The sequence below is a fragment of the Ruegeria sp. YKSF57 genome (genome assembly GCF_059612585.1).
The window spans coordinates 19,282-44,047 of record NZ_JBXWQW010000022.1 but is presented as its reverse complement, the minus strand read 5'-3'; the positions used below and the strand labels follow the sequence as shown (position 1 = coordinate 44,047).

The 24,766-nt window shown below is 56.0% G+C and carries 19 protein-coding genes; 15 read left to right on the top strand and 4 right to left on the bottom strand.

Features of this window, described 5'->3' with window-relative positions; translation table 11 throughout:
* Position 1 precedes the first annotated feature (1 nt).
* Entirely contained in the window at positions 2-1,378 is a 1,377-nt protein-coding gene (locus AC2FLX_RS11095; protein ID WP_496810332.1) for a hypothetical protein, read from the top strand.
* A 2-nt stretch (positions 1,379-1,380) separates the two neighbouring features.
* On the opposite strand, the gene AC2FLX_RS11090 is transcribed toward AC2FLX_RS11095, so the two are convergent.
* From AC2FLX_RS11090 to AC2FLX_RS11080, 3 genes are all read right to left on the bottom strand, one after another.
* Positions 1,381-1,812 (bottom strand): GtrA family protein, encoded by a 432-nt coding sequence (locus AC2FLX_RS11090; RefSeq protein WP_480751887.1) that lies wholly within the window; start codon positions 1,810-1,812, stop codon positions 1,381-1,383.
* 691 nt (positions 1,813-2,503) lie between these two features.
* Positions 2,504-6,934: a two-partner secretion domain-containing protein gene (locus AC2FLX_RS11085; protein WP_496810333.1), complete on the bottom strand. Its 4,431-nt coding sequence runs from the start codon at positions 6,932-6,934 to the stop codon at positions 2,504-2,506.
* 4 nt (positions 6,935-6,938) lie between these two features.
* Positions 6,939-8,510 carry a ShlB/FhaC/HecB family hemolysin secretion/activation protein gene (locus AC2FLX_RS11080; RefSeq protein ID WP_496810334.1) on the bottom strand — a complete coding sequence of 524 codons (1,572 nt, stop codon included), beginning with the start codon at positions 8,508-8,510 and terminating at the stop codon, positions 6,939-6,941.
* 359 nt (positions 8,511-8,869) lie between these two features.
* On the opposite strand from AC2FLX_RS11080, the gene AC2FLX_RS11075 reads away from it, so the two are divergent.
* Positions 8,870-10,261: a hypothetical protein gene (locus AC2FLX_RS11075; RefSeq protein WP_496810335.1), complete on the top strand. Its 1,392-nt coding sequence runs from the start codon at positions 8,870-8,872 to the stop codon at positions 10,259-10,261.
* A 67-nt stretch (positions 10,262-10,328) separates the two neighbouring features.
* Here AC2FLX_RS11075 and AC2FLX_RS11070 read toward each other — a convergent pair whose 3' ends face one another.
* Positions 10,329-11,174 (bottom strand): M15 family metallopeptidase, encoded by an 846-nt coding sequence (locus AC2FLX_RS11070; protein ID WP_480751892.1) that lies wholly within the window; start codon positions 11,172-11,174, stop codon positions 10,329-10,331.
* 118 nt (positions 11,175-11,292) lie between these two features.
* Here AC2FLX_RS11070 and AC2FLX_RS11065 point away from each other — a divergent pair, with 118 nt between their 5' ends.
* The 13 genes from AC2FLX_RS11065 to AC2FLX_RS11005 all read left to right on the top strand — a co-directional run bounded on the left by AC2FLX_RS11065 (position 11,293) and on the right by AC2FLX_RS11005 (position 24,724).
* A complete protein-coding gene (locus tag AC2FLX_RS11065; RefSeq protein ID WP_496810336.1) occupies positions 11,293-11,919 on the top strand; it encodes an OmpA family protein in 627 nt (208 codons plus the stop codon).
* A 39-nt stretch (positions 11,920-11,958) separates the two neighbouring features.
* Complete coding sequence (locus AC2FLX_RS11060; RefSeq protein WP_496745836.1) at positions 11,959-14,139, top strand: serine/threonine protein kinase; 2,181 nt, start codon at positions 11,959-11,961, stop codon at positions 14,137-14,139.
* 206 nt (positions 14,140-14,345) lie between these two features.
* Positions 14,346-15,740 carry a MocR-like ectoine utilization transcription factor EhuR gene (gene ehuR, locus AC2FLX_RS11055; RefSeq protein ID WP_496810337.1) on the top strand — a complete coding sequence of 465 codons (1,395 nt, stop codon included), beginning with the start codon at positions 14,346-14,348 and terminating at the stop codon, positions 15,738-15,740.
* Positions 15,741-15,836: 96 nt separating this feature from the next.
* Positions 15,837-16,856: a TRAP transporter substrate-binding protein gene (locus tag AC2FLX_RS11050; protein ID WP_480751897.1), complete on the top strand. Its 1,020-nt coding sequence runs from the start codon at positions 15,837-15,839 to the stop codon at positions 16,854-16,856.
* Positions 16,857-16,923: 67 nt separating this feature from the next.
* Positions 16,924-17,490: a TRAP transporter small permease gene (locus AC2FLX_RS11045; protein WP_480751898.1), complete on the top strand. Its 567-nt coding sequence runs from the start codon at positions 16,924-16,926 to the stop codon at positions 17,488-17,490.
* A 10-nt stretch (positions 17,491-17,500) separates the two neighbouring features.
* The gene (locus AC2FLX_RS11040) at positions 17,501-18,787 is read left to right on the top strand and encodes a TRAP transporter large permease (RefSeq protein WP_480751899.1); all 1,287 of its coding nucleotides are present in this window, start codon (positions 17,501-17,503) and stop codon (positions 18,785-18,787) included.
* Positions 18,788-18,802: 15 nt separating this feature from the next.
* On the top strand, positions 18,803-19,240 hold the full coding sequence (locus tag AC2FLX_RS11035; protein ID WP_496807836.1) for a universal stress protein: 438 nt from the start codon (positions 18,803-18,805) through the stop codon (positions 19,238-19,240).
* A gap of 10 nt (positions 19,241-19,250) precedes the next feature.
* A complete protein-coding gene (gene eutA, locus AC2FLX_RS11030; protein ID WP_480751901.1) occupies positions 19,251-20,015 on the top strand; it encodes an ectoine utilization protein EutA in 765 nt (254 codons plus the stop codon).
* Positions 20,016-20,032: 17 nt separating this feature from the next.
* Positions 20,033-21,046: a hydroxyectoine utilization dehydratase EutB gene (gene eutB, locus AC2FLX_RS11025; RefSeq protein ID WP_496810338.1), complete on the top strand. Its 1,014-nt coding sequence runs from the start codon at positions 20,033-20,035 to the stop codon at positions 21,044-21,046.
* Positions 21,039-22,028 carry a cyclodeaminase gene (locus AC2FLX_RS11020; protein WP_496810339.1) on the top strand — a complete coding sequence of 330 codons (990 nt, stop codon included), beginning with the start codon at positions 21,039-21,041 and terminating at the stop codon, positions 22,026-22,028. The genes eutB and AC2FLX_RS11020 overlap by 8 nt, the downstream gene beginning before the upstream one ends.
* 19 nt (positions 22,029-22,047) lie before the next feature.
* Entirely contained in the window at positions 22,048-23,235 is a 1,188-nt protein-coding gene (gene doeA, locus AC2FLX_RS11015; RefSeq protein WP_480751906.1) for an ectoine hydrolase DoeA, read from the top strand.
* 3 nt (positions 23,236-23,238) lie between these two features.
* Positions 23,239-24,231, top strand: coding sequence for a N(2)-acetyl-L-2,4-diaminobutanoate deacetylase DoeB (gene doeB / locus AC2FLX_RS11010; RefSeq protein ID WP_496810340.1), 993 nt, complete (start codon positions 23,239-23,241; stop codon positions 24,229-24,231).
* A 13-nt stretch (positions 24,232-24,244) separates the two neighbouring features.
* Positions 24,245-24,724: an Lrp/AsnC family transcriptional regulator gene (locus tag AC2FLX_RS11005; RefSeq protein WP_496810341.1), complete on the top strand. Its 480-nt coding sequence runs from the start codon at positions 24,245-24,247 to the stop codon at positions 24,722-24,724.
* Positions 24,725-24,766: the final 42 nt, after the last annotated feature.

The following is a 24,766-nucleotide window of genomic DNA, read 5'->3' as shown; positions in this document are numbered from 1 at the left end:
TATGGGAAAAGCCGACACCTCGAAGGGGCTAGATGCCTTTTTGGAAACCCCCCTTGCCCGAACCCTTTGGAACCGGCGAACCAAGCGGGTCAGCCGTGGTTCGAACGTGGTTGCAGGCTCTTTAAGTTGGACGTCAGAAAACGAACGTTCACCCCTCGATCCATTGCAAGAGGCCATTCTGATCGCGGCAACCGGTGCGTCAGGCATGACCATGCCGGACAGGCCCTTTTTCGACGACGAAAGCGGCGATCCGATCATGTCCAAACCCAATCTGGTGATGGAAGGGCGCACCGCTGGAAGCCCTGATAATGCGCAAGGCACGCATTTTTTCATGATCAACGATAGCGGTACATATTTCCTGCGCCGTCTCGATCCATTGGCAGGCGGCACCGAAAATTGGACGCCGGATGTGCTGATCGAGCGGGCGGAACGGGCCAAGGTGCGCATTCTGGATCGCCGTATTGATGTGCCCGGCGATATGCGCGACTTTCCGGCCTATCTTGATGCAAACCGGTTTTTGTCGAACAGGCCCGGATCAACGATCTTTTTTCCCGTGGTGGATCTGTCGCACCAGTACATCAATGCGTTGATGTATCTGCTGACCCAACCCGACCATGCGCGCCCGGTCATTGTGGATGATCGGAACTTTTATCAGCCCGCCGGGGTTAAGGAGTGGATCAAGAAGGGATTCCTGAACCCCGATATCAAAATTCCATTGGGCGCCCTGGGCCAGATGCGCACTCAGATCGAAGCGGATCTGCTGATTCAAAACCTGTTTCTGGTCACGGAGGCCTTGGGCCTCGGTGGCTGGATACACGCTGCAATCTCTCCGCCTGTTTTGCTTGGCGATCCGAAGTTCCAGAAGAAATACGGATCCATGCTGAACTTCGATCATGTTTCGCCAAGATGGCGGTTCATGGATTTGTTCCGCTGGCATACGCTGCCGATCACAAGGATGAAGGATGTCCGCGCTCACGCAGTGGGACTGCGTCACCACGGGGAACATCTGATCAAGGGCAAATGCCCACCCTATTACAATTCAATGTCGGATGCCGTTGATGCGGTTATTGCCGGCAAGTTCGGCGATGGCGGCATCTACAAAAACGAGGAGTTGTTCGCCAGGATCTACAAAGGTGATTTTGGGAACAAGTATCTGGAAGAGGCCGGAGAATACGAGCAGGATGTGATCAACTGCGCGCGCGATATCTGCACCTATATCCATGATACACACGGGCGCTTTCCAGCGCATTGCGAAGCGATTCACGCGCCGGGAATCTGGCTGCAGACGCACCGGGTCGAAAACGAATATTATGAGACTTACTTTGACGACGGTTTGACCGAGGCACAGCGCGCGCAGGACGCGAACTGGCCTTCGTGAGGTCAGAACAAATCGCCCCGATAGTCGCGTGGCCGCACGCCCAAAGCATGGGAGTTCAAAACGTGTGAAAGAAGCGCAATCGGCAAAAGCGCCAGGGCCTGAGCCGTAAGTGCGTCTGCGCCAGACTTCAATACCAGCTGCAGTAGGTAAAGGTTCGACAGATACACGACGATATTCGCAAGGATATAGACGCGCGACCTGGTTGTTCCTCTGGAACGGAACACATGAGTTGCGTGGCATCGCAGATTAAGATCCCAACACAAAGCGAATTGCGCGGTTAGCGCGAGTAACGGATTCAGTCCGGCAAATACCAGCACCGCATAAACTGAATAACCCGACAAAACACAAAGCAATCCAAAAGGAACAAGGTTAAGCCTTAGTCCTCTGGGGAGTGAGATGTCATCAACCGGTCTGGGCAAGCAGCAAACAGTCATCTGCCCACCCTCTGGCCAAAGGCAATGTCTGCAAAGCGACGCTTGCAGACAGACCCCAATGCGGCCTTAGTATTTTCAAAGCCGGCTTCGTCGGACCACGACGAAGACGGCAAACCCTTTTGCTTATCCCCACTCATTGGGACAACCCCCCAGTACCATTTACAACCAAACCACCAAACACGGTGCACTACATTCAAACACATCGCGGGAAACGTTCCTGCGATCATCGAGCGAACGTCTCTCGTATCGGGACCTAAAGAAAGAAGGTTGGCTGCGGAAGAACACCCCGCGTTCCTTGACCTTCCTGCTTTGCTAAAAGGTGGAAACACCAAAAACTAGAGACGGCGATCGACTGTTTCAATCTACCACATCTGAACAGTTAGCATTACAAATTTCTTAAATACGCAATGAATTCAACCAACCAGTTCAGCTTGTGGATTTTGATATTTTTTTACTTACAATGTGTTGCGCGGCGTTCTTCATATGCCAATCGGATTTCGCAAAAATCCATCCCGTCAACAATAGCGTAGAAGAATGATCAATCATCCAGTCAATGGAAACATTGCTGCGGTTGGGGCCACTTTCGCGATTGCCTGCCGTTAGGCGTTTCAATTTGTACGCCCCTGCCCTGCAGAGCTGGAGCGCCTTTTGAAATCACACGTAGAAGCAAGTCATCCGTCGTGCCGGTGCATCACAACTCCAGCACGCGGGACAGGCTAATCTCGGCGCGGCCCACCGCCTGTACGATTGTCTCGACCTGCTGACGTTGCAATCCCGCCAGTTCCGGATCATCAGCTCGGATCAGGGTGATCGCCTTACGGATTTCAGATTGAGCCGACTGGATCGCACGTCGTGCTTGTGTGGCGGCCTCACGCCGGATGGATTCACGTTCTGCGGCCGTGGTTGCCAGGGCAAGACGGCGATTGGCATTCTCGCCTGCTTCCCGTACCCCGGCGGCCGCACCGCGGACAATGTCTCCGATCTGTTCCAAACCGGGCGGCAGGTCGGATGCAATGCTTTCAAGATCGCCCGCGTAGTCGTCCATCGCATCGGCGAGACAGGCCAGGTACAATGCAACATCGTCACCTTGGCCACCGCACGACGCGATACGGGCATCCAAGTCATCGGAAACGATTTCGACCGTATCCAGCGTCTTGGCTGCTTCTTCGACCGGTGTGACGGCAGTGCCACCGGTGCTGGAGCCACCGCCACCGCCGCCGGTACTGATCTTGGTATCTACGGTCGGGGTGATTTCGATCTTGGGTATCGGCGGATACGGAACGTTTATTTCCTCCACAACATCGAAAAGGCCGGCCACATAAGTAATGACATAGTTCGACAGGCCGCTGCCGGTCGCATTGGAAACAGATATTGCGTAAGGCGAGTCATCAATTGTTGCGTCCGCTGAGGCACCTGCGCTTTGCAGCTGCGCTGAGGCAACATTATCGGCCGGATTCACAAGGCCAGAAGTGGTGAATTCGGTCCCGTTGAAAACAAATTCAAGACCTTCCGGTTTTACCTGATTTAGCGCGGTAACAGTCAAAGACGCAGGATCAACGAACAATAGGCTGGTATCATAAAAAATGTCGTAGTTCCCGACACCTGACCCGATGGCGTTGCTGGATTCGATCAGATATCCGGCGCTGCCCGATGCCGGAGCGAACTGAGCCGCGCCAGCGCTGGTCAGTGTCACGCTTGTCACCGTGTCGGACCCCAAAAGGCCCGTTGTCGTAAACTCGGTTCCGGTAAAGGCGAAGCCGTCGCCATAAGTGCGGCTCAGGAAGTCGGGGGTGATGGACAAAAACGCGGGATCCACGGTCAGCTGACCGTTTACATAGGTGATATCGTAGTTGCTCAACCCCCCGCCGGTCGCGTTGCTTGCGACGATTGCGTAGGGACTTCCGGCTACACTGGCAAACTCGGCCGAGCCTGCACTTGTCAGCGTGACGCTCGACACAAAATCTTCATTCGCGACGATCAAGCCCGTTGCCGTGAATTCCGTGCCATCAAAGCTGAACGTGGTGCCATATGTCTTGGACTGGTCATTTGCGGTAATAGTCAAAGGCGCGGGTGTAACCGTTCCTGCACCGGACAGGGCCGCGACGTCATATGTTATGCCTTGAGAGCTGTTGAGCGATGTCGTCGACGTCGCAAACGTCGTACTTCCTACCGTATCGTCGGCAAAGAACAAGTTTGTGAAGGCTGGTGCGGTGTCGAGTGTGTCACCTGCCGGCCCGAACAAATAGGTTCCCGGACCACCTGTGACGGTGCCGGTTGCGGTCGCGGAGAATGTGCTGCCGTATTGGGCGGACAGTGGATCATATGTCACGTAGATCACGGGGCTGGTGGTGTAGTTCTGGGGATAGAGGCCGAATGCGCCCGGAGCCCAGTTGTTCGCGAAATCCCACCCAACGGCGCTTGCCAGCGAGACAAAACCATCCGTGTCCTGAAACTGGGCCGTGTTCAACCCGGTGCCGCCCGCACTGGTGCTTTGTCCGGACGTGCCCGTGTCCCAGAAAGAACCGCTTATTGTTCCTGTATTGGCCCCGGCCAGACCACCGGTGAAAGCAGTTCCGTTCGAAACCGAAACACCGCCTGTTGAATAGGATGCAGATACTGTTCCACCTGCATTATTGCCAATCAGGCCCCCTGCCGTCCCGGTGCCGCCGGCAAGGGGAAGTGTTACGTCGCCGATGGCGTAAGAGCTTTGAATGGACCCGGTCGAACCATTCTCACCAACCAGGCCGCCCGCATGGAAGCTGGCGATGGTTGAACCAGACCCAGGATCGGTGCCCGTAACCGTTCCGCCCGCGTGAGACCTGAGTATGGTTCCATCGTTCACACCCGCAAGCCCGCCGATTTCAACCAACCCTGACCCAAAACCCGGCTCTTGGTAGCTGACAGAAGCCAACGAGAAACTGTCGCGAATGGTGCCGTTATTTGTTCCAACCATGCCGCCGAAGGGACCGGAGTCGCCGTACTCAAACCCACCCGAAGACTGATTGCTCATCGATCCCGAGACAGACGAGCCTTCGATCAACCCGTTGTTGACAGCGGCAAGGATACCTCCGCCGCCGGTCACGATATCAGCATTCGCGAGCCGCAAATCTGTTACGACCGCGCTGCTTCCTAGCGTGGTAAACAGCCCGCCTATAGCTCCGGAGCGGTCGACAAACAGCCCGTCAATCGTGTGGCCCATCCCATCGAAGGTTCCGTCAAACGAACTGATGGGCTGGAATCCCTCGAAACCTTCGCCAAAATCGAACCAACCAGATGTTCCGCTTGCGTCGATATCATTGGCAAGCACGAAATTCGACGAGGATAGTGAGGTGCTGTTTACCCCTTGTACGCCGTAGATGTCCGCCAATTGATATGGATTGGCAGCAGACCCGTCACCGCCGAGGGCACGCAAAAAGGTGGTGGAACCGCCGAGTTGAAAATCCGAAGCCTGAAATGCGGGCAACGTTCCGTTCACCTGAGACCAAGTACCGTTTTCCAGTCGGAAAGTCCCTACGTTTACGGCTCCGCTTGCGCCGGTGGTGATCGTGCCGCCGGCATTAATGGCAAACTCACCGGTCGTTCCGGTTATCCCGGCGTTCAGGATGACATTTCGGTTGGCTGTCAGCCGGAATTCGCTGAAGCTGTTCCAGGTAATCGCGCTGTTGATCGTAATGTCACCGACGTCCGTCCCCGAGCCGCCGAGATCCGTCGGGGAACCACCCACAACCAAAGATCCGGTGCCATTGGTGTTGAGTTCAACAGAGGTGGTGGCCAGATTGGATTCTATCGTGACCACGTCAATGGTGCCGGGCACGGTGATGTTTGTAGGATCGAGCAGCAGCAGTCCGACTTCGCCGTTGGGTGCTCGCAAATCGGCCAAACCGCGATAGCGCAAATCCAGTTTGCCCGACACTTCGGCAAAGCCACCGTCGCCAGCAATATCACCGCCCCGGGCGGATATCAGGCCGTCGAACTCGGTATAGACATCGGACCAGACGATGATGCGACCGCCGTCCCCGCTGTCGCCGCCATTGGCGGACAGCCGTGTATCGGCATCGACATCAACGTGCGAAGCGTGCTGAAGAGTGCCGCTGCCTTGATAGTCACCGCCCGCGCGGATCAGGCCGCCTTGTCCCTCCCCTGCCCCGTCGGCCAGAAGCTCGGCGCCAGCAAGCGTGATCTGCTCGCCAGTGATGGTGATGTCCCCTCCGGTCGCCGGTCGAGCCACGGGACGCGGACTGGTTTCAACCAACTCTACCTGTGCAGAAGCGTTGATTGTTCCGCTGACGTTAACGCTGCCGCCGCTTCCTCCCAGAACAACGGCGCCGGAACGTCCGCCGACTGTCTGCGCCTCGATCACGCCCGACATGTTCACAACCTGACGCGCCGCATCCCGCGCGCTGGCCGCCAACAGATGCACCTGACCGCCATTTGCCTCGATCAACCCGGAGTTTTCGACCAATGCATCCATGCTGTCGTCGCTGTCGGAGGGTACGGCAACCTGAAGGAAACCGTCACCGGAGACGTCAAGCGTAATCTGCTCTCCGGCCGCCAGGCCAACCTTGCCCAGAGGGACCCGGATGACACCCGAGTTTTTGACCTTGCCACCCATCAGAGCGGCATATCCCCCCGGTACAACTGAAATCTGGCCCGCATTTTCGACACTTGCCGAACTGCCGTGCCCATTGAATCGATATTGCCCGGTAAGGAAATCGTCGTTGTTGATATCCAAAGTGGACGCCACGAAACCGCCGGTTTGTACATGTCCGTTCGGGCCGATGAAAATACCGTTTGGGTTGACCAGAAAAACCTGACCATTGGCGTTCAGCTGGCCATGAATCTGCGAGGTAGTGTTTCCGGTTACCCGGTTCAACAAAGTGCTGTTTGCCGTTGGCTGGGTAATGTTGACCTGAGCGTCCTGACCGATGGAGAAACTGTTCCAGTTGACGATGGCGGCATCTGAGCCCTGGTTGATGTTCATTTGGGACGAAGATGGAGAAGTGATCGCCACGGAACCAGCGCTTACGGTTCCGCCCGTTGGCAGACTGTCCGCCAAGGCAGTTGTGCAGAGCAACGTCGCCAAGGTGCCGACGAGGAATGGTAAAGAATATGGGTGTGTCATCTTGTTAGAACCTGCGGCTGGCGACGATGCTGAAGCGGTTCTCATCTGGTTCAAGATCATCTCTTAACCCTCTCCCATACTCAACTCGCAATGATCCGGACTTGAATGGGGAGTTTTCAATCGTCAAAAATTCGAAACCAAGTCCGTAACTGGAAGCCTTGGTGGTGCTTTGTTCAAAAACAGTCGGATTTTCTAGTCCTACCATACCTGTGGCTCCGAACAAATATGGTTTGCCAATAAACGGATAGCCGCCAATGGAAAGCGCCATCTGTCGGGCAACCTCGGCCCTCAGGACCCATCCATCATCGCCCTTGATCGTTCCGGCATCAAAGGTCGACAACTCTCCCGTGCCGCCAAGGCTGATCTGCTCGGAGGACACCAGTGGATCCCCGAAGTTGCTTTGGGCGCGACCGCGCAACGACAGGCTCCAATTCTTGTCAAATGGGCGAAGATACTGGAAACCCAATACGAGTTTGGTAAAAACCGCATCAGCACCCTGACGCGAAAGCGGTGTTTCCCCTGGCCCCGGTGTTGTCCGCGCGCCAAACGCATCTATGCCCTGTGACAAAACTGCACTGGCTTGCAGGTATGATCCGTCATCGTAGTTCCAAGTCCCATCGAGGGAAGCCCGCAGAACGCTCAATTCGTCGTCATAGACTGGGAACTCGGTCGTTGTTCCGATCAGGTTTTGCTCGTCACTTGTGCGATCAAGAATGAACTGCGAGGACAAGTTGAACCGTCGCGACCGGATCCATGGGTAATAAAACCGGAAAGACAGGCGGTCAAAGCTGCTGTTGGTCGGAATGAGCTCATTATCTGGCGTCGACCGGCTGGATGTGCCTTCGATGTTGAAGGTCAACCCGCTCAAGCCGATCGGAAACACGGCGCCGGCAGCAAGAATGCGGTATTGGGCCGAGTCTGAAAAATACCGGGTCGGAGAGCCGCCGAGGCGAGCGTAAAACGTCTCGCCCATCTGAAGCGCGCCGTTCAGTTCCACACCGGCGCTCAAATTTAGTGGACCTAGTTCGTCGGAAAGCGAGTTGTCGAAACCAAATGATCCGGTCACCCTTTGGTATTCGCCATCCAGGGTGAGCAACGTGCCGCCATCCTGCTGGCCTGTGGAAAGGGTGGAAGACAGCCTTACACCATAGGTGTCGCCGGCCAGTAAAAGTGCCCGCTCGATTTGCTGAAGACGAATGCCGCGCTTTCCGATCAGGGGATCCGTCAGGCGGACGATCCGGCCCCGCACGGGTTCGGGGACGGCTGTTGCATCAATTCGTTCAATGAATCCGTCAACCACAACGATCCTGAGTGCGCCGCCATCCCTGACAGTCTGCTGCGGCAGAACAACCCGGGCCAGCACATATCCTGCATCTGCATATTCACTTTCCAATACCCTTGTGGCTCTGAAAATCTCGGAAACAGGAACCCGTTTGCCAGCCAGAGATTGTGTGAACGCCTGATTTGCGGCTGCCATCTGAGGTAAGGCATTTTGGATTTCGACGGTGCCGATGGTGACGAATAGCCTGTCAGACCCCGGCGGAGTCTGCGCACCCGGGTCTCGCGCGACGGTCACTGGCCCTGACGTTGCGCGCTGGTTCTGCGGCTGAAAAGTGGACGGTGCCAGATTGCCGGCGGACTGTGCCGACGCCGGTCCGTTATCCGCCCCGAACAGCAACGCGGAGATCAAGCAGGCTATAAGTTTGGGCGAGACGGCTAACCGAGGAAAACGCATTGGTTCCTTACTGTATTCAAATGGTCGGGTAGTTGACAGAGAACCCCTTTTGGGCCGTATCAGGCAAGCACAAAGAGCCGAGATGTGTGTTTCTCGTTAATATCCGGGGCCAAGTATGTTGGAGGAGCAACAAATTTCCGCCACATTCCGAAACCTAGGCTATCTTTGTTCCCGACTGCTTTGAACCGGAGTTCAAGCTCATGCTGACCAAATCCCAACGAGCCTTTTTGGAAAGATTTACAGATACGCAGGGGCCCGAAGGCGGCGATCGGACCGATGAAAGCGGCGATTTCGAACGGACTGCACAAGATTTCGAGTTACTTTTGGCGCGGGTTCATGCCTTGCCTCCGCGAGGGGCGCGGTTGTTGCAACCTTTGTCCGCCCCCCTTTCGAAAGCACTTTCCAAGGCGCGCGATCTGATTGCCCAGGGTGCTGGAGAAAACGCTGAAATAGTATTGGATCGGGAACGTGACACGGCTCGCGCTCTGGATCGGGAGTACGATGCGGCCGTCTTGTACCTGGAGGAAGAGAAGAAGTTTCAGACGCGGCTCAAGCAGACCCTGGCCCAGAAACACACTGGGGGGGATATAGCCATTCTCGATTATCTCGCGCGCATGGAAGCAGACGAAAAGCGCAGGCAGGCGGCAATCGCACGCGGGGATATCGGGCAGGCTCTGGCCGTATGCGAAGGGCAGGATCACCGCCATACTGCCATGATGCAAGAGGCCTCACGTGGGGCCGACTATGCGCGCCTGGTCACGGAACTTACTGCTGAAATCGCAAGGATCGAAGCCCTTGCTCCAGCAGGTGGTCCGGCGCGGCCAGTTCTGAACGACGTCCGCGAGATGATGAACGACGCCGCCAACTTTACCAAAAGCGACAATTGGGTCGGTGCGGTGGTCATGCTGCAAAAGGCGCGTACCGAATTGCGAGTGGGCACAAAGGGGCTGGATTTGGCTTCAAAGTTGCCAGCCGTGGAAAAAGATGACGACTTCGACAAAGTCTATGCCCGCATTTTCGCGATGGTGGGCGGGTTGAAAAAGCTACCTGCTTCCCGCCAATTCTCGACTGAACTGTCCGAGTGCATAAAGACACTTCGGCAAGCTCGAGCCATCCTTCCTGATCAAGCGGGTGCGCTGGCCATGCTTGAGACTGCACGGCGGATCGTCGAACAAGTGACCCAAGACGTCCTGCAGGACGGAAAATACGCCAGCGTATTCCGACAGTTGGTCGCCCGTGCGAAAGAGTTGCAGCGCGTCAACGTGGGCAATTGCGTCAAACCAGAACTTGGACAGGTTCATGCGGCATTGGCCGAGGCCGATCAAGCCGCGCGTGCCCGAAATTTTCTGGCTGCATTTCGCTGTCTCGAAACGGCAGAAGCGGCGATAGCGAATGGCAATGCCGCTGCCCGTGTGTATTTGGAATTTGTCGAACCGGCCCATGGGGCCATCGCGTCAGCGACGCAAAATCGCGATCAAGCTGAAAGCTTGTTGGACCGATTGAAAATGGCATTCCAAAACCGCGAGCTTGATGAAGTGAAAGTGCTTTCTGAAGAAGCGGTTGCCTTCGCGGAACAGGAAATGACCGTGTAGTACAGGGTGCTCATGAAGGCTTGGAACGGTTCTGTTGCAAGGACGGATTTCGAAACGTGGATTGCCGCTAAAGCGCGCCTTCTTCGATCCATTCCTCGATTTTGTTGCGGCTGACTTCGAAATGCATCGAGTCTTCGCGGCCCCAGGCCGCGCCCCATACCCAGCCCTCTTCGCGGAAGAAATCGGCCAGGATCGTCAGACCCAACTGGGTTTTCCCATCGCCCAATGTGTCCAGAACACCGTCGATGTTCAAATCCACAGCCAAACCGTAAGCATGGGCTGACGCCGATGAGGTCGATCCCCGGATTAGCCGCACACACAGCGAACCGGCCGTGTTTATCCGGGCATACAGGTCCGGATCTGTCCTTCGAATGTTGTCGAAGACCTGACGCAGAGAATCGATTGCGGGTCTCAGCATACGGACCTGCACCGGGCCAACCTGTTCGAGGATAAGCTTGTCAGCCAACCGCTCGTTGGTCATGGCTTGGCATGTGTCGGTCAGGTTCTCGCGTGGCGGCCCGAAGGTTTGAGCCAGAAATGATGGCGACGCGATTTCCAACTCTCGGTTCACCTTGTTTCTGTTGGCAATCAGAACGACCTGAGCATAGGCATCGATGATATCGTTGGGTGACGTGCTGTCGTAACCATATGAATCCGCATCAAGGCTATCGGGTTGAAGTAACGGTGCGGCATTGCCGGATTGCAAGCGCCCGATTTCACCGGAAATTTCTTCCAAGCGATTTCTCAGATCTTCGACCTGCTGGCTGAGCATTTCAATTTCGATCCGCGCACCTGAATCGATGGCCGGGCCATCAAATGTCTCGTCAGACGAAACAAGCATCGGGAAGACGTACCAGATGATAGGTGCCAGCAGAATTGCGATTGCCAGAATTATCGCAGGCACGATGCGCATGAGTTATTTCCCTGTGAACCGACGTTCTTACCGCTCAGCGATACTTTAGGATGCTCTTTTGCAACTGTCACGTCGAAGGCTCAACAAATGCACATAATGATTGTGACACCAATTCCCGTTGGTTAATCTCAGGAGAACTCTTCATTTGGCGCCAGGGAGCCGGGCAATGTTCTTCAAAAAAAATCTCGTTCGTTTCTGTTCATCGGTCGCGGTGGGGTTGTTCGCCCTGCAAGCGGCAAGCGCACAAACTTCGAGCGAGATGACGGCAGAAGAGATGACCGATGCGTTCAACAAGCAAAAAACGCGCGGCTTGGTTATAGTGCCTTCAACGCAAGCTACGACCGCAGAAACCGAAGAAAGCAGTGGAACCACAGTGGCTGCAGCGGCAGATTATCAAGAAGTCGCGAAAGAGGATCAGGTCAATTTGCAGATCAGTTTCGATTTTGACTCTGCGGCGTTGCGTGACGACCAGAAACCCAAGCTCGCTTCGCTTTGCCAGGCCATGAAATCGGTGGATGTTCAGGTCTTTCAAATCATCGGACACACAGACAGTTCGGGGTCGGCAGACTATAACCAAAACCTGTCCTTGCTGCGTGCAAAGGAAGTAAAACGTCATCTTGTGGGTGATTGCGGCATTCCGGAAAACCGGCTGGAAGCCATCGGGATGGGTGAAACCGTTCCCTATAACTCGGACGATACCCGCGCGGATGAAAACCGTCGGGTGGAATTCCAGGCGCTTGGTTAAGAACGTACTCGCTTCAACCGATTGATCTATGGGGGCCGAATGACCGAATCCCGCGCCGGTGACCTGTTTCAGCCAGGCGACTTGGTAAATAATACTTACCGTATCGAGGCGATCCTGGGCCGGGGTGGCACGTCGGATGTGTATCGGGCCAAGTCGGAAATTTCAGGCCGACAAGTTGCGCTAAAAGTGCTTAAGGCAGAGTTTTCGGGCAATGATGATTACCTCGTCCTGCTCACGCGAGAAGAGGAAATCCGTGAAATCCGGCACGATGCAGTGGTGCGATATTCGGAAAATCACCGAACTGCCGATGGCCACGTTTATCTTTTGATGGATTATGTGGACGGGCCGGGATTGGACGCAAAGCTTAAAGAAGGCCCGATGTCTTCTGCGGACCTTTTGACAGTCTGCAAGAGGGTATGTGAAGGCCTTGAGGCGGCGCATGCAAGGAACATTGTTCATCGGGACCTGAGTCCGGACAACATCATCCTGCGCAACGGCGACCCGGCGCAGGCAGTGATTATCGACTTTGGCATCGCCAAGGACACCAATCCCGGCGCAGAAACCATTGTCGGCAACGAATTTGCCGGGAAATATGCCTACGCCGCACCAGAGCAACTGTCGGGCAAAACGGATGCCCGCACCGACCTGTACTCTCTGGGCGCTCTGCTTTTGGCTAATTATCGTGGCAAGTCACCCGAGATAGGGCGCAATCCGATGGAGGTGGTCGAGAATAAGAAAAAGCGTTTGGACACAGAAGATGTGCCGGACCCTTTGAAGTCGATAATCGACAAGATGACCGCTCCCGACCCCGACGACCGTTTTCAAAGCGCGTCAGAGGTTTTGCGCACTCTTGCCAATCGTAAGGCCGAGCACACAACACCTTTGGAGGATGCGACGATTATCGTGCCCAAGGGTGCTGCAAAACCAGAACCGGCGAAGCCACAAGCCGCGCTCATGAAGGAACCAAAATCTTCGCGCCCTGCACCACAGGCGAATGAAACAGGGTCGCGCAGTGGGTTGGTTGTAATTTTGCTTGTTGGTTTCTTGGCTTTGTTGGGCGCAGGCGGATACGTAGCGGGATTATTCGACAGCATGATGGGACCAACCTATCCTGTAGCCAACCCATATACACTGATTGTGGAAGCGCCCCAAAACGGCGTTCCCCGTGCGATAGGCAATGTACCGACTGAACAGATCAGAGAGGAAATCACTGCAATCGTGGAATCTGACGCTGGATTCGCCCAACTCACATTGGCATCTGGTGAAATTGCCGAAACATGGGGTGCGGACGTGGTGGCCACAATAAAGGCCCTTTCTCCGTTGGATTCCTGGAGACTTGAGCTGAATGGGAATGACGCGTCGGTCAACGGCCTGACGAGTGACAAGGGTATCCAGGAACAAGTTGAACAAGTTTTCAGCGCGGGATTTTCCGGCGGATTGAAGGGCAATGTTTCTGTGGAACTGAGGGAACTGTTTTTGTCTGCCGAAGCAATTACATCGGTTCTCGAAAACCTTGCCGATTGCGGTGAGTTGAACCTAGTGGACCCTCCGGCCGCCGGTTACGGCCCCGAAAGCCAGATCCTGGTCAAGGGAACAGTTGCAACGGCTGAAACACGTGCGGCCTTGTTCGATTCCGTTCGCGCGGTTGGGGGAGAGCGCCCGGTTACCGTCGACACCAGTATCCTGAATCCGACGTTGTGCCTGATCGAGAATTTTCTCCCGGCAGCGCCAGCGGGGGAAATTGGTATAGACTTCAGCAACGGAGAAGCGGGTAACGCACCAAACCCGACCGGGGATTATGTGGTTGGCGAAAACCCGGTTATCGACATAGTGTTGCCTGCTGACGCTCAGGATGGCTTTCTGTCTGTTTCGGTGTTGGACGTTTCCGGCAACGTGTTCCATCTGATTCCCAACATTTCACGCCAGAACAACGACATTTCGACGCTCCGTAACGGACGCAACGGACCTTTGTCAGTGCGCGTCGCATATTCCATTGCGGAAAGTCAGGAAAACGGCGGCATTGCGTTTCAGGTCGATGACAGCACGCTTGGTAAAAGCAAGATTATCGCCATTCATTCCGACGAACCGCTGTTCGAGAGCATGCGGCCAACAACCGAGTCTGCTGTTGGTTATGCCGAAGCCTTACGGGATCAAAGCCGCAACCAAAGCGCGCGTATTTTGTCGTTGGACAGCCGGATATTGACCACGCTCGACAAGTAGCGACTCGAGGACTGAAAACCTGTTTGCCCTACGAACTTCGCACACCCAGCCGCGATATTGAGAAGTTGCACCTTGCCTAACTCGCGAACGGTCGGGGTTATTGGCGGCAGACAGGAAATGACGCTGCTACGACAAGCCTCGCTGGAAAACTCAGAAAGCCGACGTTTGTATTGCCAGTTTGTACTGATCAATTGTACATATGTCGCATGACAATTTGGCTTCCTGACCCCAGTTCCCTCGGCTCACCTATACATTCCAGTCTCGCGCGATCCATTGCGAGGGCGATCTCTGATGGCAAGCTGCCAAAGGGTACGCAGCTTCCGACTCATCGCAAACTGGCCGAAGAACTGGGCCTGAGCGTACATACGGTCAGCAAAGCTTATGAAAGTTTGCGGCGGCAACGGTTGATTGATGGTCAGGTGGGACGGGGTAGCTACGTTCTGGATCCTGACAAACCCAACGACCAGCCGTTTCAACTGAGCTCGGAAAGAGGATCCGGTTTCGACTTGTCGATTTCTCGACCGGTTTTCTCGCAGCAACATGCAGAGCGGTTTCAGCAGGCGTTGAAGGAGTTACCCGAAGGGTTGGACCCGACCTACTATTTGTCTTGCCGTCCGAATATTGGCCATGACGCGCATCGCGCCGCCGGAGCGGATTGGTTGAGGATTTGCGGATTGGAAGTATCCCCGGAACGCATCATCATGACAAATGGGGTCAGCCACGGGATGTCTGCCGCGCTGTCGGCGTTGACCCGCCCGGGTGACACGGTGGTATCTGACCGGATCACGCATCATCTATTGGTTTCTGGATGTTCCTATCTCGGACTGAACCTTGTGGGGCTTGAGACGGACGCGGATGGAGTCATCCCTGATGCGCTAGAGCGTCATTGCCGTGAAAAATCCGCTAAAGTATTGTTTTTACTTCCGTCGTTAGCCAACTCCACGGCCGGAATGATGCCTGAAGGCAGGCGTGGGGAATTGGTGGAAATCGCCCGAAAGTACGAATTGTACATCATAGAGAACGATGCGTTTGGTCCTGTTGCAGAAGACCGGCCAGTTCCCGTGTCCGCCCTGGCGCCCGAACGATCGATATATCTGACAACCTTCACCAAGTGCACCGTGTCCGGGTTGCGCGCAGGCTACATGGCCGCGCCGGACCATCTGCTGCCTGCATTGACCGGGCGGATTGTCGTGTTCGGCTGGATGGCGACACCATTGATATGCGAACTGGCGACCCGGTGGGTAAAGGATGGAACCGCAGTTGAACTTGCGCAATGGCAGCGGCGCGCGTTGGACGAACGCTACCGTATTGCGGCGGACGTACTTGACGGCTGGCGGTGGCAGGGGCACCCATCGGCGCTTCATTTGTGGCTGCCGCTGACAGAGGGATGGACCACTGGAAGTTTTGTCTCGTATGCGCGCGAACTGAAGGTGGCGGTCGCCCCGGATGCGCCTTTCCTTACTCCAAATACATCACAGCAAAATGCAGTACGCATTTCGCTGGGCAGCATCCAGGATCTGGAACGGTTCCGGCAAGGCCTGGAGCTGATTGCCGGTATGCTCAGGCGGCCGCCTGAGGGAGTTGCCCCTTTCACGTTTTAACATTGTCATGCTACAATAAATAAATTGACATGCAGTACAATTTCTCTCAAACCGAGCACGACGGTGCTCCGGCACCGGTGATCTTGGGAGGAAACTATGGCTCAATCCATCAAATTTACATTTGGAGTCCTGACGGCTGCGGGAATTGCACTGACAGCAGGCACCACCGTGCAGGCGGAAACCTGGCGTTATGCATTCGAAGAAGCGATGACCGATGTGCAGGGCATTTATGCCCAGAAATTCAAGGAAGAGATCGAGGCGAACTCGGATCACGAGATCCAGCTGTTCCCCTATGGCACCTTGGGTGAATCCGCCGATATCATGGAGCAGACTCAGGACGGAATTCTGCAGTTCGTGGACCAATCACCAGGTTTTACCGGGTCGCTGATTCCCGAAGCGCAGGTCTTTTTTGTCCCTTACCTGCTGCCCACTGATCAGGAGCATCTGGCGCGCTTCTACAAAGAGAGCAAGGCGATCAATGAAATGTTCAAACCACTCTATGCCGATCAGGGGCTGGAGTTGTTGAACATGTTCCCCGAAGGCGAGGTCGCCATGACCACCAAAACGCCGGTTGCAACATGTTCCGATCTGGACGAAGTGAAATTCCGGGTCATGACCAACCCGCTTCTGGTGGAAAGCTACAAGGCTTTTGGCGCCACGCCGACGCCACTTCCCTGGGGCGAGGTATATGGTGGTCTGCAGACCAATGTTATCCAGGGACAAGAGAACCCGACGTTCTTCCTCTACTCCACCAAGATCTACGAAGTGACCGACTACATCACTTATGCAGGACATAACAACTTCACCACGGCAGTAATGGCCAACAAGGATTTCTATGACGGGTTGAGCGCCGAAGATCAGCAGGTCGTTCAAAACGCGGCCCAGGCCGCCTATGACCACACGGTTGTGTATCAACAGCAGGCGGCAGAGACGGAGCTGGCCAAGATCATGGAGGCCAAGCCGGAAATGCAGGTTACCGTGCTGAGCGATGATCAGCGCCAGTGTTTCAAGGAGGCGGCAGCCGAGGTTGAGGCGAAGTTTGTCGAAATGACCGGCGATAGCGGCGCGGCCATTCTCGAGCAAATGAAAGCGGACCTCGCGGCCACAGCAAACTGAAACCCTTTGGTGAAACGCGACGGGCCGGGACACGACCGGCCTGCCGCCCAATCAATAGGGAGAGAAAATGGGCAATCCGCATGATTCGGCCTTGCCGGGATTTTTGGGTGTTCTGGACAGCGCAATAAGCCGTACGGAATCATTTCTGTTGGCCGCAGGCGTCCTGCTGATGGCGGCCAATACCGTGGCCAACGTTGTTGGACGGTTTTTGCTGGGGCATTCGATTTTCTTTTCCGAAGAACTGAACCGCATACTGATCATCCTGATCACATTTGCTGGTATCAGCTATGCTGCACGCCATGCCCGTCATATCCGCATGTCGGCCATCTATGACACGTTTCCACCACGCGTTCGCAAGGCACTTATGGTCGTGATTGCCGTGATCACGGCATTTTTCATGTTCCTGCTCTGTTACTACTCGGTGAAGTACATCGGCGCTCAGGCGTCGCGCGGGCGCGTGTTGCCCGCGTTGCAGATCCCTGTTTGGGTGATTTTGATCTGGGTACCTGCCGGGTTCTTCATGACCGGCACCCAGTATCTGCTGACCGCGGTGCGTAACTTTACGTCGCCCGAAATCTATCTCTCGACCCATGTGCAAGAAGGGTATGAGAGCGAAGAAGAAATCGAGATCTGAGGGCAATTCAATGGCTGCAACAATTTTCCTGACCATGATTGTCCTGCTTCTTCTGGGCTTCCCGATGATGATCCCGCTGATTGCCGGTGCATTCATCGGTTTTCTGATGCTGTTCGGTGATTTGGCCAGGACCGAGACGATGGTGCAGCAGATGATGGCCGGCATCCGCCCCGCATCCTTGATTGCGGTGCCGATGTTCATCTTTGCTGCCGATATCATGACGCGCGGCCAGTCAGCCGGACGGTTGATCAATGTGGTGATGGCCTATGTCGGCCATATCCGTGGCGGGCTGGCGATTTCCACCGCTGCTGCCTGCACCATGTTTGGCGCCGTTTCGGGATCGACCCAGGCAACGGTTGTGGCGATCGGCTCGCCGCTGCGGCCCCGCATGTTGAAGGCAGGCTACAAAGACAGCTTTGTGCTGGCACTGATCGTCAACGCCAGCGACATTGCCTTTTTGATCCCGCCATCGATCGGGATGATCATCTATGGTGTTGTTTCCAGCACGTCGATTGCTGAACTGTTCATCGCGGGCATTGGCCCCGGGCTGCTGATCCTCGTCCTGTTTTCCGGGTACAGTTACGTGTACGCCGTGCGCAACAACGTTCCGACCGAACCCAAGGCCAGTTGGGGCGAGCGCCTGACGACCATGCGGGAGGCGCTTTGGCCAATGGGCTTTCCGATCATCATCATTGGCGGCATCTACGGAGGCATCTTCAGCCCGACCGAGGCGGCAGCGGCCTGCGTGCTTTACGCGCTTATCCTCGAAGTTGGTGTCTTCCGGTCGATGACGCTGGCAAATGTTTATGACACGGCCAAATCCACTGGTCTCATAACAGCCATCGTCTTTATTCTGGTTGGCGCTGGTGCTGCGTTTTCCTGGGTGATTTCTTTCGCGCAGGTGCCGCAGCAGATACTGGGCGCCATCGGTATCAGCGAGATGGGCGCGATTGGCGTGTTGTTCGTGATTTCAATTGCGTTTTTCATCGGTTGCATGTTCGTGGATCCGATCGTGGTGATCCTGGTACTGGTTCCGGTCTTTGCGCCCGTCGTGAAATCGGTCGGTATCGATCCCGTGCTGGTAGGCACCATCATTACGCTGCAAGTCGCCATCGGCTCGGCCACACCACCCTTTGGGTGCGATATATTCACCGCGATTGCGGTCTTCAAACGCCCTTATGCCGAGGTCGTACGTGGCACGCCGCCATTTATCCTGATGCTGCTGGGCGTGTCGGTGGCGCTGATATTTTTCCCGCAGATAGCATTGTTTCTGCGTGATCTGGCCTTTGCCAAGTAAGGGAAGGATATCCCCATGTTTGCTTCAATCCTGGTTCCATTTGACGGATCTCACGGGGCCGAGGCGGCCCTGCAAAAGGCGGCGAAACTGACGCAGCTGTGCAAAGCCGATTTGACCCTACTGACGGTATATCGTCACCACTCCTTGCTCGAAGCCTCGATGCATATAGTAGGTTCGGACAAACCCGACAATCTGGACGACATCATGCGGGGACACGCAAAAGAAGTGGCCGAGCGCGGCAAGTCTCTTGCAAGCGAAGCCGGCGTTCCCAATGTGCGGGCTTTCGTCAAGGGCGGTCCCGTCGCGCGCACAATCGTCGGCTTTGCCAGAGAACACCAGAACGATCTGATCGTTATTGGCAGCCGCGGGTTGGGGTCGCTCGAAGGGGTGTTTTTGGGTAGCGTTTCGCACAAGGTGACCAGCCTTGCCGAAACGCCAGTTCTTGTCGTTTAGGAGTACGAAAATGGCACTGGATATCCACACCACACCGTCGCGCATTCCCGCCCGGCTGGACACCCGCCCGGTAAAAAAGCGGATTGCTCTGGTGGCATTGGCAACCGATCATACGTCTGAGCGCGACTTCGCTCGAATCTGTGATCCGGATCAGGTTGGCGTCTACGTGAACCGGATCGAATTCGAAAATCCGACCACCAAGGAAACGCTTCTGAAGACCGGGCCGCGCCTGACTGCGGCCGCGGCGCAGATCCTGCCGGATGAAGAGGTGGATGTGGTCGCCTATTGCTGTACCGCGGCCTCAATCGTGCTGGGCAATGATACCGTGACCCGGTATCTGAACGCCGCCAAGCCGAACACGCCCTGCGTCACGCCGAGTTCCGCTGCCTTTGATGCCTTTGCAGCCCTTGGCGCAAAACGGGTGTCATTGCTGACTCCCTACAGCCCGGACGTAACCGATGAAATGGCTCAGTACTTTGCGGCGCATGGTCCCGAAGTTGTCAGCGCCACCTGCTTTGGGCTGACCGATGACCGGCAAATGGCGCGGATTTCCGAGGACAGCATTATCGACGGCGCGATTGCTGCCTGTGACAGCCAGGCAGATGCACTGTTTCTCTCCTGCACCGCTCTGCGTGCCGCAACTTGCGTGCAACGGATCGAGGATGCGTTGGGCAAGCCGGTTGTGAGCTCGAACCAGGCAATGGTCTGGCGTTGCCTGCGCTTGGCCGGAATTCCGGATCAGAGACAGGGTTACGGCAGGCTTTTTGAACTATAGGCAGACGGACACGCCCGATGAAAAGACAAATAACCCTTCAGGACAGCTTTCTGGCGCACGCGCGGATTGCCGGACGTATCCGGAAGACGGCCATGGCCTCCTCTCCGTCCTTGAGTACGTTGACCGGCGGAAATATATCCCTGAAGCTGGAAAATACTCAGAACACCGGCAGCTTCAAACTGCGCGGCGCCACCAACGCGGTTCTGTCGCTGACCGATGACCAGCGTGCTGCAGGAGTCGTGGGCGTTTCTACCGGCAATCACGGACGCGGGCTGGCATATGCCGCGGCACAGGCGGGTGTGCGTTGCGTCATCTGCATGTCGGAACTGGTGCCTCGGAACAAGGTTGACGGCATCAAATCCCACGGCGCAGAAGTGCGCATTGTCGGTCGTTCGCAGGATGATGCGCAGGTCGAAGTCGATTGGCTGGTATCAGAGGGCATGACCATGCTGCCCCCCTTTGATCACCGCGATATCATAGCTGGCCAAAGCACCGTAGCGCTGGAAATTCTCAAGCAGGAGCCAAATCTGGAAACCGTGCTGGTGCCCTTGTCGGGAGGCGGGCTGATTTCCGGAGTGGCGATGGTGATGAAGGCCGCAAACCCGGAAATACGGGTGATCGGCGTCTCGATGGAACGAGGTGCCGCCATGTACGAATGCCTGAAAGCAGGCAAACCCATTCTGGTCGAAGAAAAAGCGACGCTGGCCGACAGCCTAGGCGGAGGCATTGGGTTGGACAATGCCTATACCTTTGAAATGACCAAAGCGTTGGTGGATGAAATTGTACTTGTCACTGAAACTGAAATCGCCGAGGCAATCCGTCATGCGTATTTTCAAGAGCGACAGGTCATCGAAGGCTCTGGCAGCGTCGGCATTGCCGCGCTGCTGTCGGGCAAGGTTGACAATCCTGGCCGCTGTGTGTCGCTGATAAGCGGGCAGAACATCGACATGGTTTTGCACAAGCGCATCATCAATGGCGAAAACGTCGATGTCGAAGCAGAAACCAGAAAACAAGGAAGCGTGGATGCCTGATATCAAGATTCTTACGGAATCCGATCTGCGCAACGCTGTTGCGCTGGATGGTGACGCGGTCATGTGCGTGGAAGAGGCATTTCGCCTGCTTGCCACCAAAGATGTGCAGATGCCCCCGATTCTTAGTTTTCATGTGCCTGAGTACAACGGGGAGGTAGACGTAAAGACCGCCTACGTGCCGGGGCTGGACGGGTTTGCCATCAAGATGAGTCCCGGGTTTTTCGACAACCCTAATCTGGGCCTGCCCAGCCTCAATGGATTGATGGTGCTGTTTGACGCGAAAACCGGCATCGTGCAGGCAGTACTTTTGGATAACGGCTATTTGACCGATGTCCGTACCGCCGCCGCCGGTGCGGTCGCGGCCAAACATCTGTCGCGGGAAGACAGCACAGTCGCAGGCGTCCTCGGCACAGGTATTCAGGCACGGCTGCAACTGGAAGCGCTGACATTGGTGCGCGATATCCAACGCGCCGTCATCTGGGGCCGCGATGTGCAGAAAGCCGAGGCGTGTGCGCGGGATTGCGCGGAAAAACTGGGCATCCAGGTCACCGCTGGCAGCATTGCCGAAGTAATGGAGCAGGCTGATATCGTTGTGACCACCACACCATCCGGCGAACCGCTGATCAGTGCCGAAATGCTCCGGCCCGGACAACATGTGACTGCCATGGGTTCTGATGCCGATTACAAGACCGAGCTTTCACCAGATGTGATCCCCGCCGCGACGTTGTTTGTTGTGGACCGGCTGGCACAATCCGTAAAGCAAGGCGAGTTACGCCCTGCACTGGCCGCGGGCACTGTCACCGAAACAGGGAGATTTCCCGAACTGGGCCAAATTATTGCGGGCCAGGTACCGGGCCGGGCTTCGGATGCGGACATCACCGTCTGCGACTTGACCGGAACCGGTGTACAGGACACCGCTATAGCAACACTTGCAGGTTCCCGCGCCAATGCGGCGGGTGCAGGCACCAACATTACCAGCTGATCAACCAGGACTTACCCATATGGCAAACCCAAAGCTGTATTTTTCGCATGCTGAATACCAGCAACGCATCAGCAATACCCGGGCCGAAATGGCGCGGCGTGGACTCGATCTTTTGATCGTTACCGATCCTTCGAACATGAACTGGCTGACCGGTTATGACGGCTGGTCCTTCTATGTGCATCAATGCGTTGTGCTGGGCATGGACGGCGACCCGATCTGGTATGGGCGTGGTCAGGATGCAAATGGCGCCCTGCGCACCTGCTTTATGAATCCCGCCAATATCATCGGCTACCCGGACCACTATGTGCAGTCGACCGAACGGCACCCGATGGATTACCTTTCGGCACAACTGAAGGACCGTGGACACGACAGCGGCAATATCGGCGTCGAGATGGACAACTACTGGTTCACGGCCGCAGCTTTTGCGTCGTTGCAAAAACACCTGCCCAATGCCCGCTTTGCCGATGCCAATGCGCTGGTCAACTGGCAGCGTGCGGTAAAATCCGAGGCCGAACTTACCTTTATGCGCCAGGCCGGCAAGATCGTCGAACGGATGCATCAGCGGATCTTCGACAAGGTCGAACCCGGCATGCGCAAATGCGATCTTGTCGCCGATATCTATGACGCCGCACTGCGCTTTGACGAAAGTTTGGGCATTGGCGGTGATTATCCGGCCATCGTGCCACTGTTGCCGTCTGGACCCGACGCCGCCGCGCCGCATCTGACCTGGGATGACCTGCCGATGAAGTCTGGCGAAGGGACCTTTTTCGAGATTGCTGGCGTCGTGCACCGCTATCATTGCCCATTGTCCAGAACCGTGTTTCTGGGCAATCCGACGCAAACCTTCCTGGATGCCGAAAAAGCAGTGCTTGAAGGCATGGATGCGGGGCTGGAGATGGCCAAGGCAGGCAACACCTGCGAAGACATTGCCAAGGCCTTTTTCAAGGTTCTGAAAAAATATGGCATCGAGAAGGACAACCGCACCGGTTATCCCATCGGCGTGTCTTACCCGCCGGACTGGGGCGAGCGCACCATGTCGCTGCGCCCGGGCGATACGACGGTTCTGCAGGAAAACATGACTTTCCACTTCATGACGGGTCTTTGGATGGAAGACTGGGGTTTCGAGATCACCGAAAGCATTCGCATCGGCGCGAACGGGCCGGAATGCCTGTCAAACGTGCCGCGCAAAATGGTCGTAAAGGACTGATCCATGAAGGAAAATCCGATCTCATCCACCATCCCGCTTGACCAGGATGGGGTGCATCACGGCTTTCTGAAACTACCTTACAGCCGCGATGACAGCGCTTGGGGTTCAATCATGATCCCGCTGACCGTGATCCGGAATGGCGAAGGCAAAACTGCGCTTTTGACCGGGGCCAACCACGGTGATGAGTACGAAGGCCCCATCGCCCTGCACGAATTGGCGGCCACGACCCGCGCCGAAGATGTGACCGGCAGGCTGATCATCATCCCTGCCTTCAACTATCCCGCCTTCCGGGCCGGAACCCGTACTTCGCCGATCGACAAAGGCAACATGAACCGGTCGTTTCCGGGCCGCCCTGACGGCACCGTGACCGAGAAGATCGCTGACTATTTCCAGCGCACGCTTCTGCCGTTGGCCGACGTCGCAGTGGATTTCCACTCAGGCGGCAGAACACTGGATTTTGTACCTTTTGCCGCAGCCCATATTCTTGAGGACAAGGCCACGCAGGACGCCTGTTTCGCCGCGATGAAGGCATTCAATGCCCCGTACTCGGTACAGCTTCTGGAAATTGACAGCGCCGGTATGTACGACACCGCAGTCGAGGAGATGGGCAAGGTGCTCGTCACTACCGAACTTGGTGGTGGCGGCTCTTCCACCGCCCGCAGTAATGCGATTGCCAAGAAGGGACTGCGCAACGTCCTGATACACTTCGGCATCCTGCAAGGCGAGATGCAGATCGACGAAACGGTGAACCTGTCCATGCCCGATGACGAGTGCTTTTTGTTCAGCGAAGGCGACGGGCTTTATGAGGTGATGGTGGATTTGGGTGAACCGGTTTCCAAGGGCGATCTGATCGCCCGTGTCTGGCCGCTGGACCGAACTGGGCAGCCACCGCGCGAATACCACGCGCGCCGCGATGGCCATGTCATCAGCCGCCACTATCCCGGCCTGATCCAGTCCGGGGATTGTCTGGCAGTTGTTGGCGTGACCGAGACGTAACCGGACCAATCACATGCAATTGGATCAGCGCGACCTACAGATTCTGCGCGTGCTTTCGACCGAGGGCCGCATTACCAAGGCCGCGCTGGCCGACCGGATCGGTTTGTCGCCGACGCCCTGCTGGGACCGGCTGAAGAAGCTGGAACAAGCCGGGTTGATCGAAGGATACGGTGCCCACATCAACCTGCGGAAACTGGCGCCGCATGTGACAGTGTTTGTTGCGGCAGAGATCACCGATCACACCGCTGCCAGCTTTCGGGCTTTTGAGGCTGCGATGCAGCGCTATGACGAGGTAACCGCCTGCTGGGCACTTGGCGGAGGTTTTGACTATCTTCTGCAGATCATCACCCGGGATATCGACGCCTATCAACGTTTGATCGACGAAATGCTGGACGCCCGCATCGGTCTGTCGAGGTATTTCACATATGTCGTGACCAAACCGGTCAAGGGTCAAAGCCCTCCACCCTTTGAACTGTTGCTAGGCCGGAGTTAGGCAAAGGTTCAGGGTCCTTGTCAGATGAATCTTCTGTCAGCG

Coding starts and splice junctions, on each gene's coding strand:
- AC2FLX_RS11095 (WP_496810332.1), top strand. CDS start 2: ATGGGAAAAGCCGACACCTCGAAGGGGCTAGATGCCTTTTTGGAAACC.
- AC2FLX_RS11090 (WP_480751887.1), bottom strand. CDS start 1,812: ATGACTGTTTGCTGCTTGCCCAGACCGGTTGATGACATCTCACTCCCC.
- AC2FLX_RS11085 (WP_496810333.1), bottom strand. CDS start 6,934: ATGACACACCCATATTCTTTACCATTCCTCGTCGGCACCTTGGCGACG.
- AC2FLX_RS11075 (WP_496810335.1), top strand. CDS start 8,870: ATGCTGACCAAATCCCAACGAGCCTTTTTGGAAAGATTTACAGATACG.
- AC2FLX_RS11070 (WP_480751892.1), bottom strand. CDS start 11,174: ATGCGCATCGTGCCTGCGATAATTCTGGCAATCGCAATTCTGCTGGCA.
- AC2FLX_RS11060 (WP_496745836.1), top strand. CDS start 11,959: ATGACCGAATCCCGCGCCGGTGACCTGTTTCAGCCAGGCGACTTGGTA.
- ehuR (WP_496810337.1), top strand. CDS start 14,346: ATGACAATTTGGCTTCCTGACCCCAGTTCCCTCGGCTCACCTATACAT.
- AC2FLX_RS11050 (WP_480751897.1), top strand. CDS start 15,837: ATGGCTCAATCCATCAAATTTACATTTGGAGTCCTGACGGCTGCGGGA.
- AC2FLX_RS11045 (WP_480751898.1), top strand. CDS start 16,924: ATGGGCAATCCGCATGATTCGGCCTTGCCGGGATTTTTGGGTGTTCTG.
- AC2FLX_RS11040 (WP_480751899.1), top strand. CDS start 17,501: ATGGCTGCAACAATTTTCCTGACCATGATTGTCCTGCTTCTTCTGGGC.
- AC2FLX_RS11035 (WP_496807836.1), top strand. CDS start 18,803: ATGTTTGCTTCAATCCTGGTTCCATTTGACGGATCTCACGGGGCCGAG.
- eutA (WP_480751901.1), top strand. CDS start 19,251: ATGGCACTGGATATCCACACCACACCGTCGCGCATTCCCGCCCGGCTG.
- eutB (WP_496810338.1), top strand. CDS start 20,033: ATGAAAAGACAAATAACCCTTCAGGACAGCTTTCTGGCGCACGCGCGG.
- AC2FLX_RS11020 (WP_496810339.1), top strand. CDS start 21,039: ATGCCTGATATCAAGATTCTTACGGAATCCGATCTGCGCAACGCTGTT.
- doeA (WP_480751906.1), top strand. CDS start 22,048: ATGGCAAACCCAAAGCTGTATTTTTCGCATGCTGAATACCAGCAACGC.
- doeB (WP_496810340.1), top strand. CDS start 23,239: ATGAAGGAAAATCCGATCTCATCCACCATCCCGCTTGACCAGGATGGG.
- AC2FLX_RS11005 (WP_496810341.1), top strand. CDS start 24,245: ATGCAATTGGATCAGCGCGACCTACAGATTCTGCGCGTGCTTTCGACC.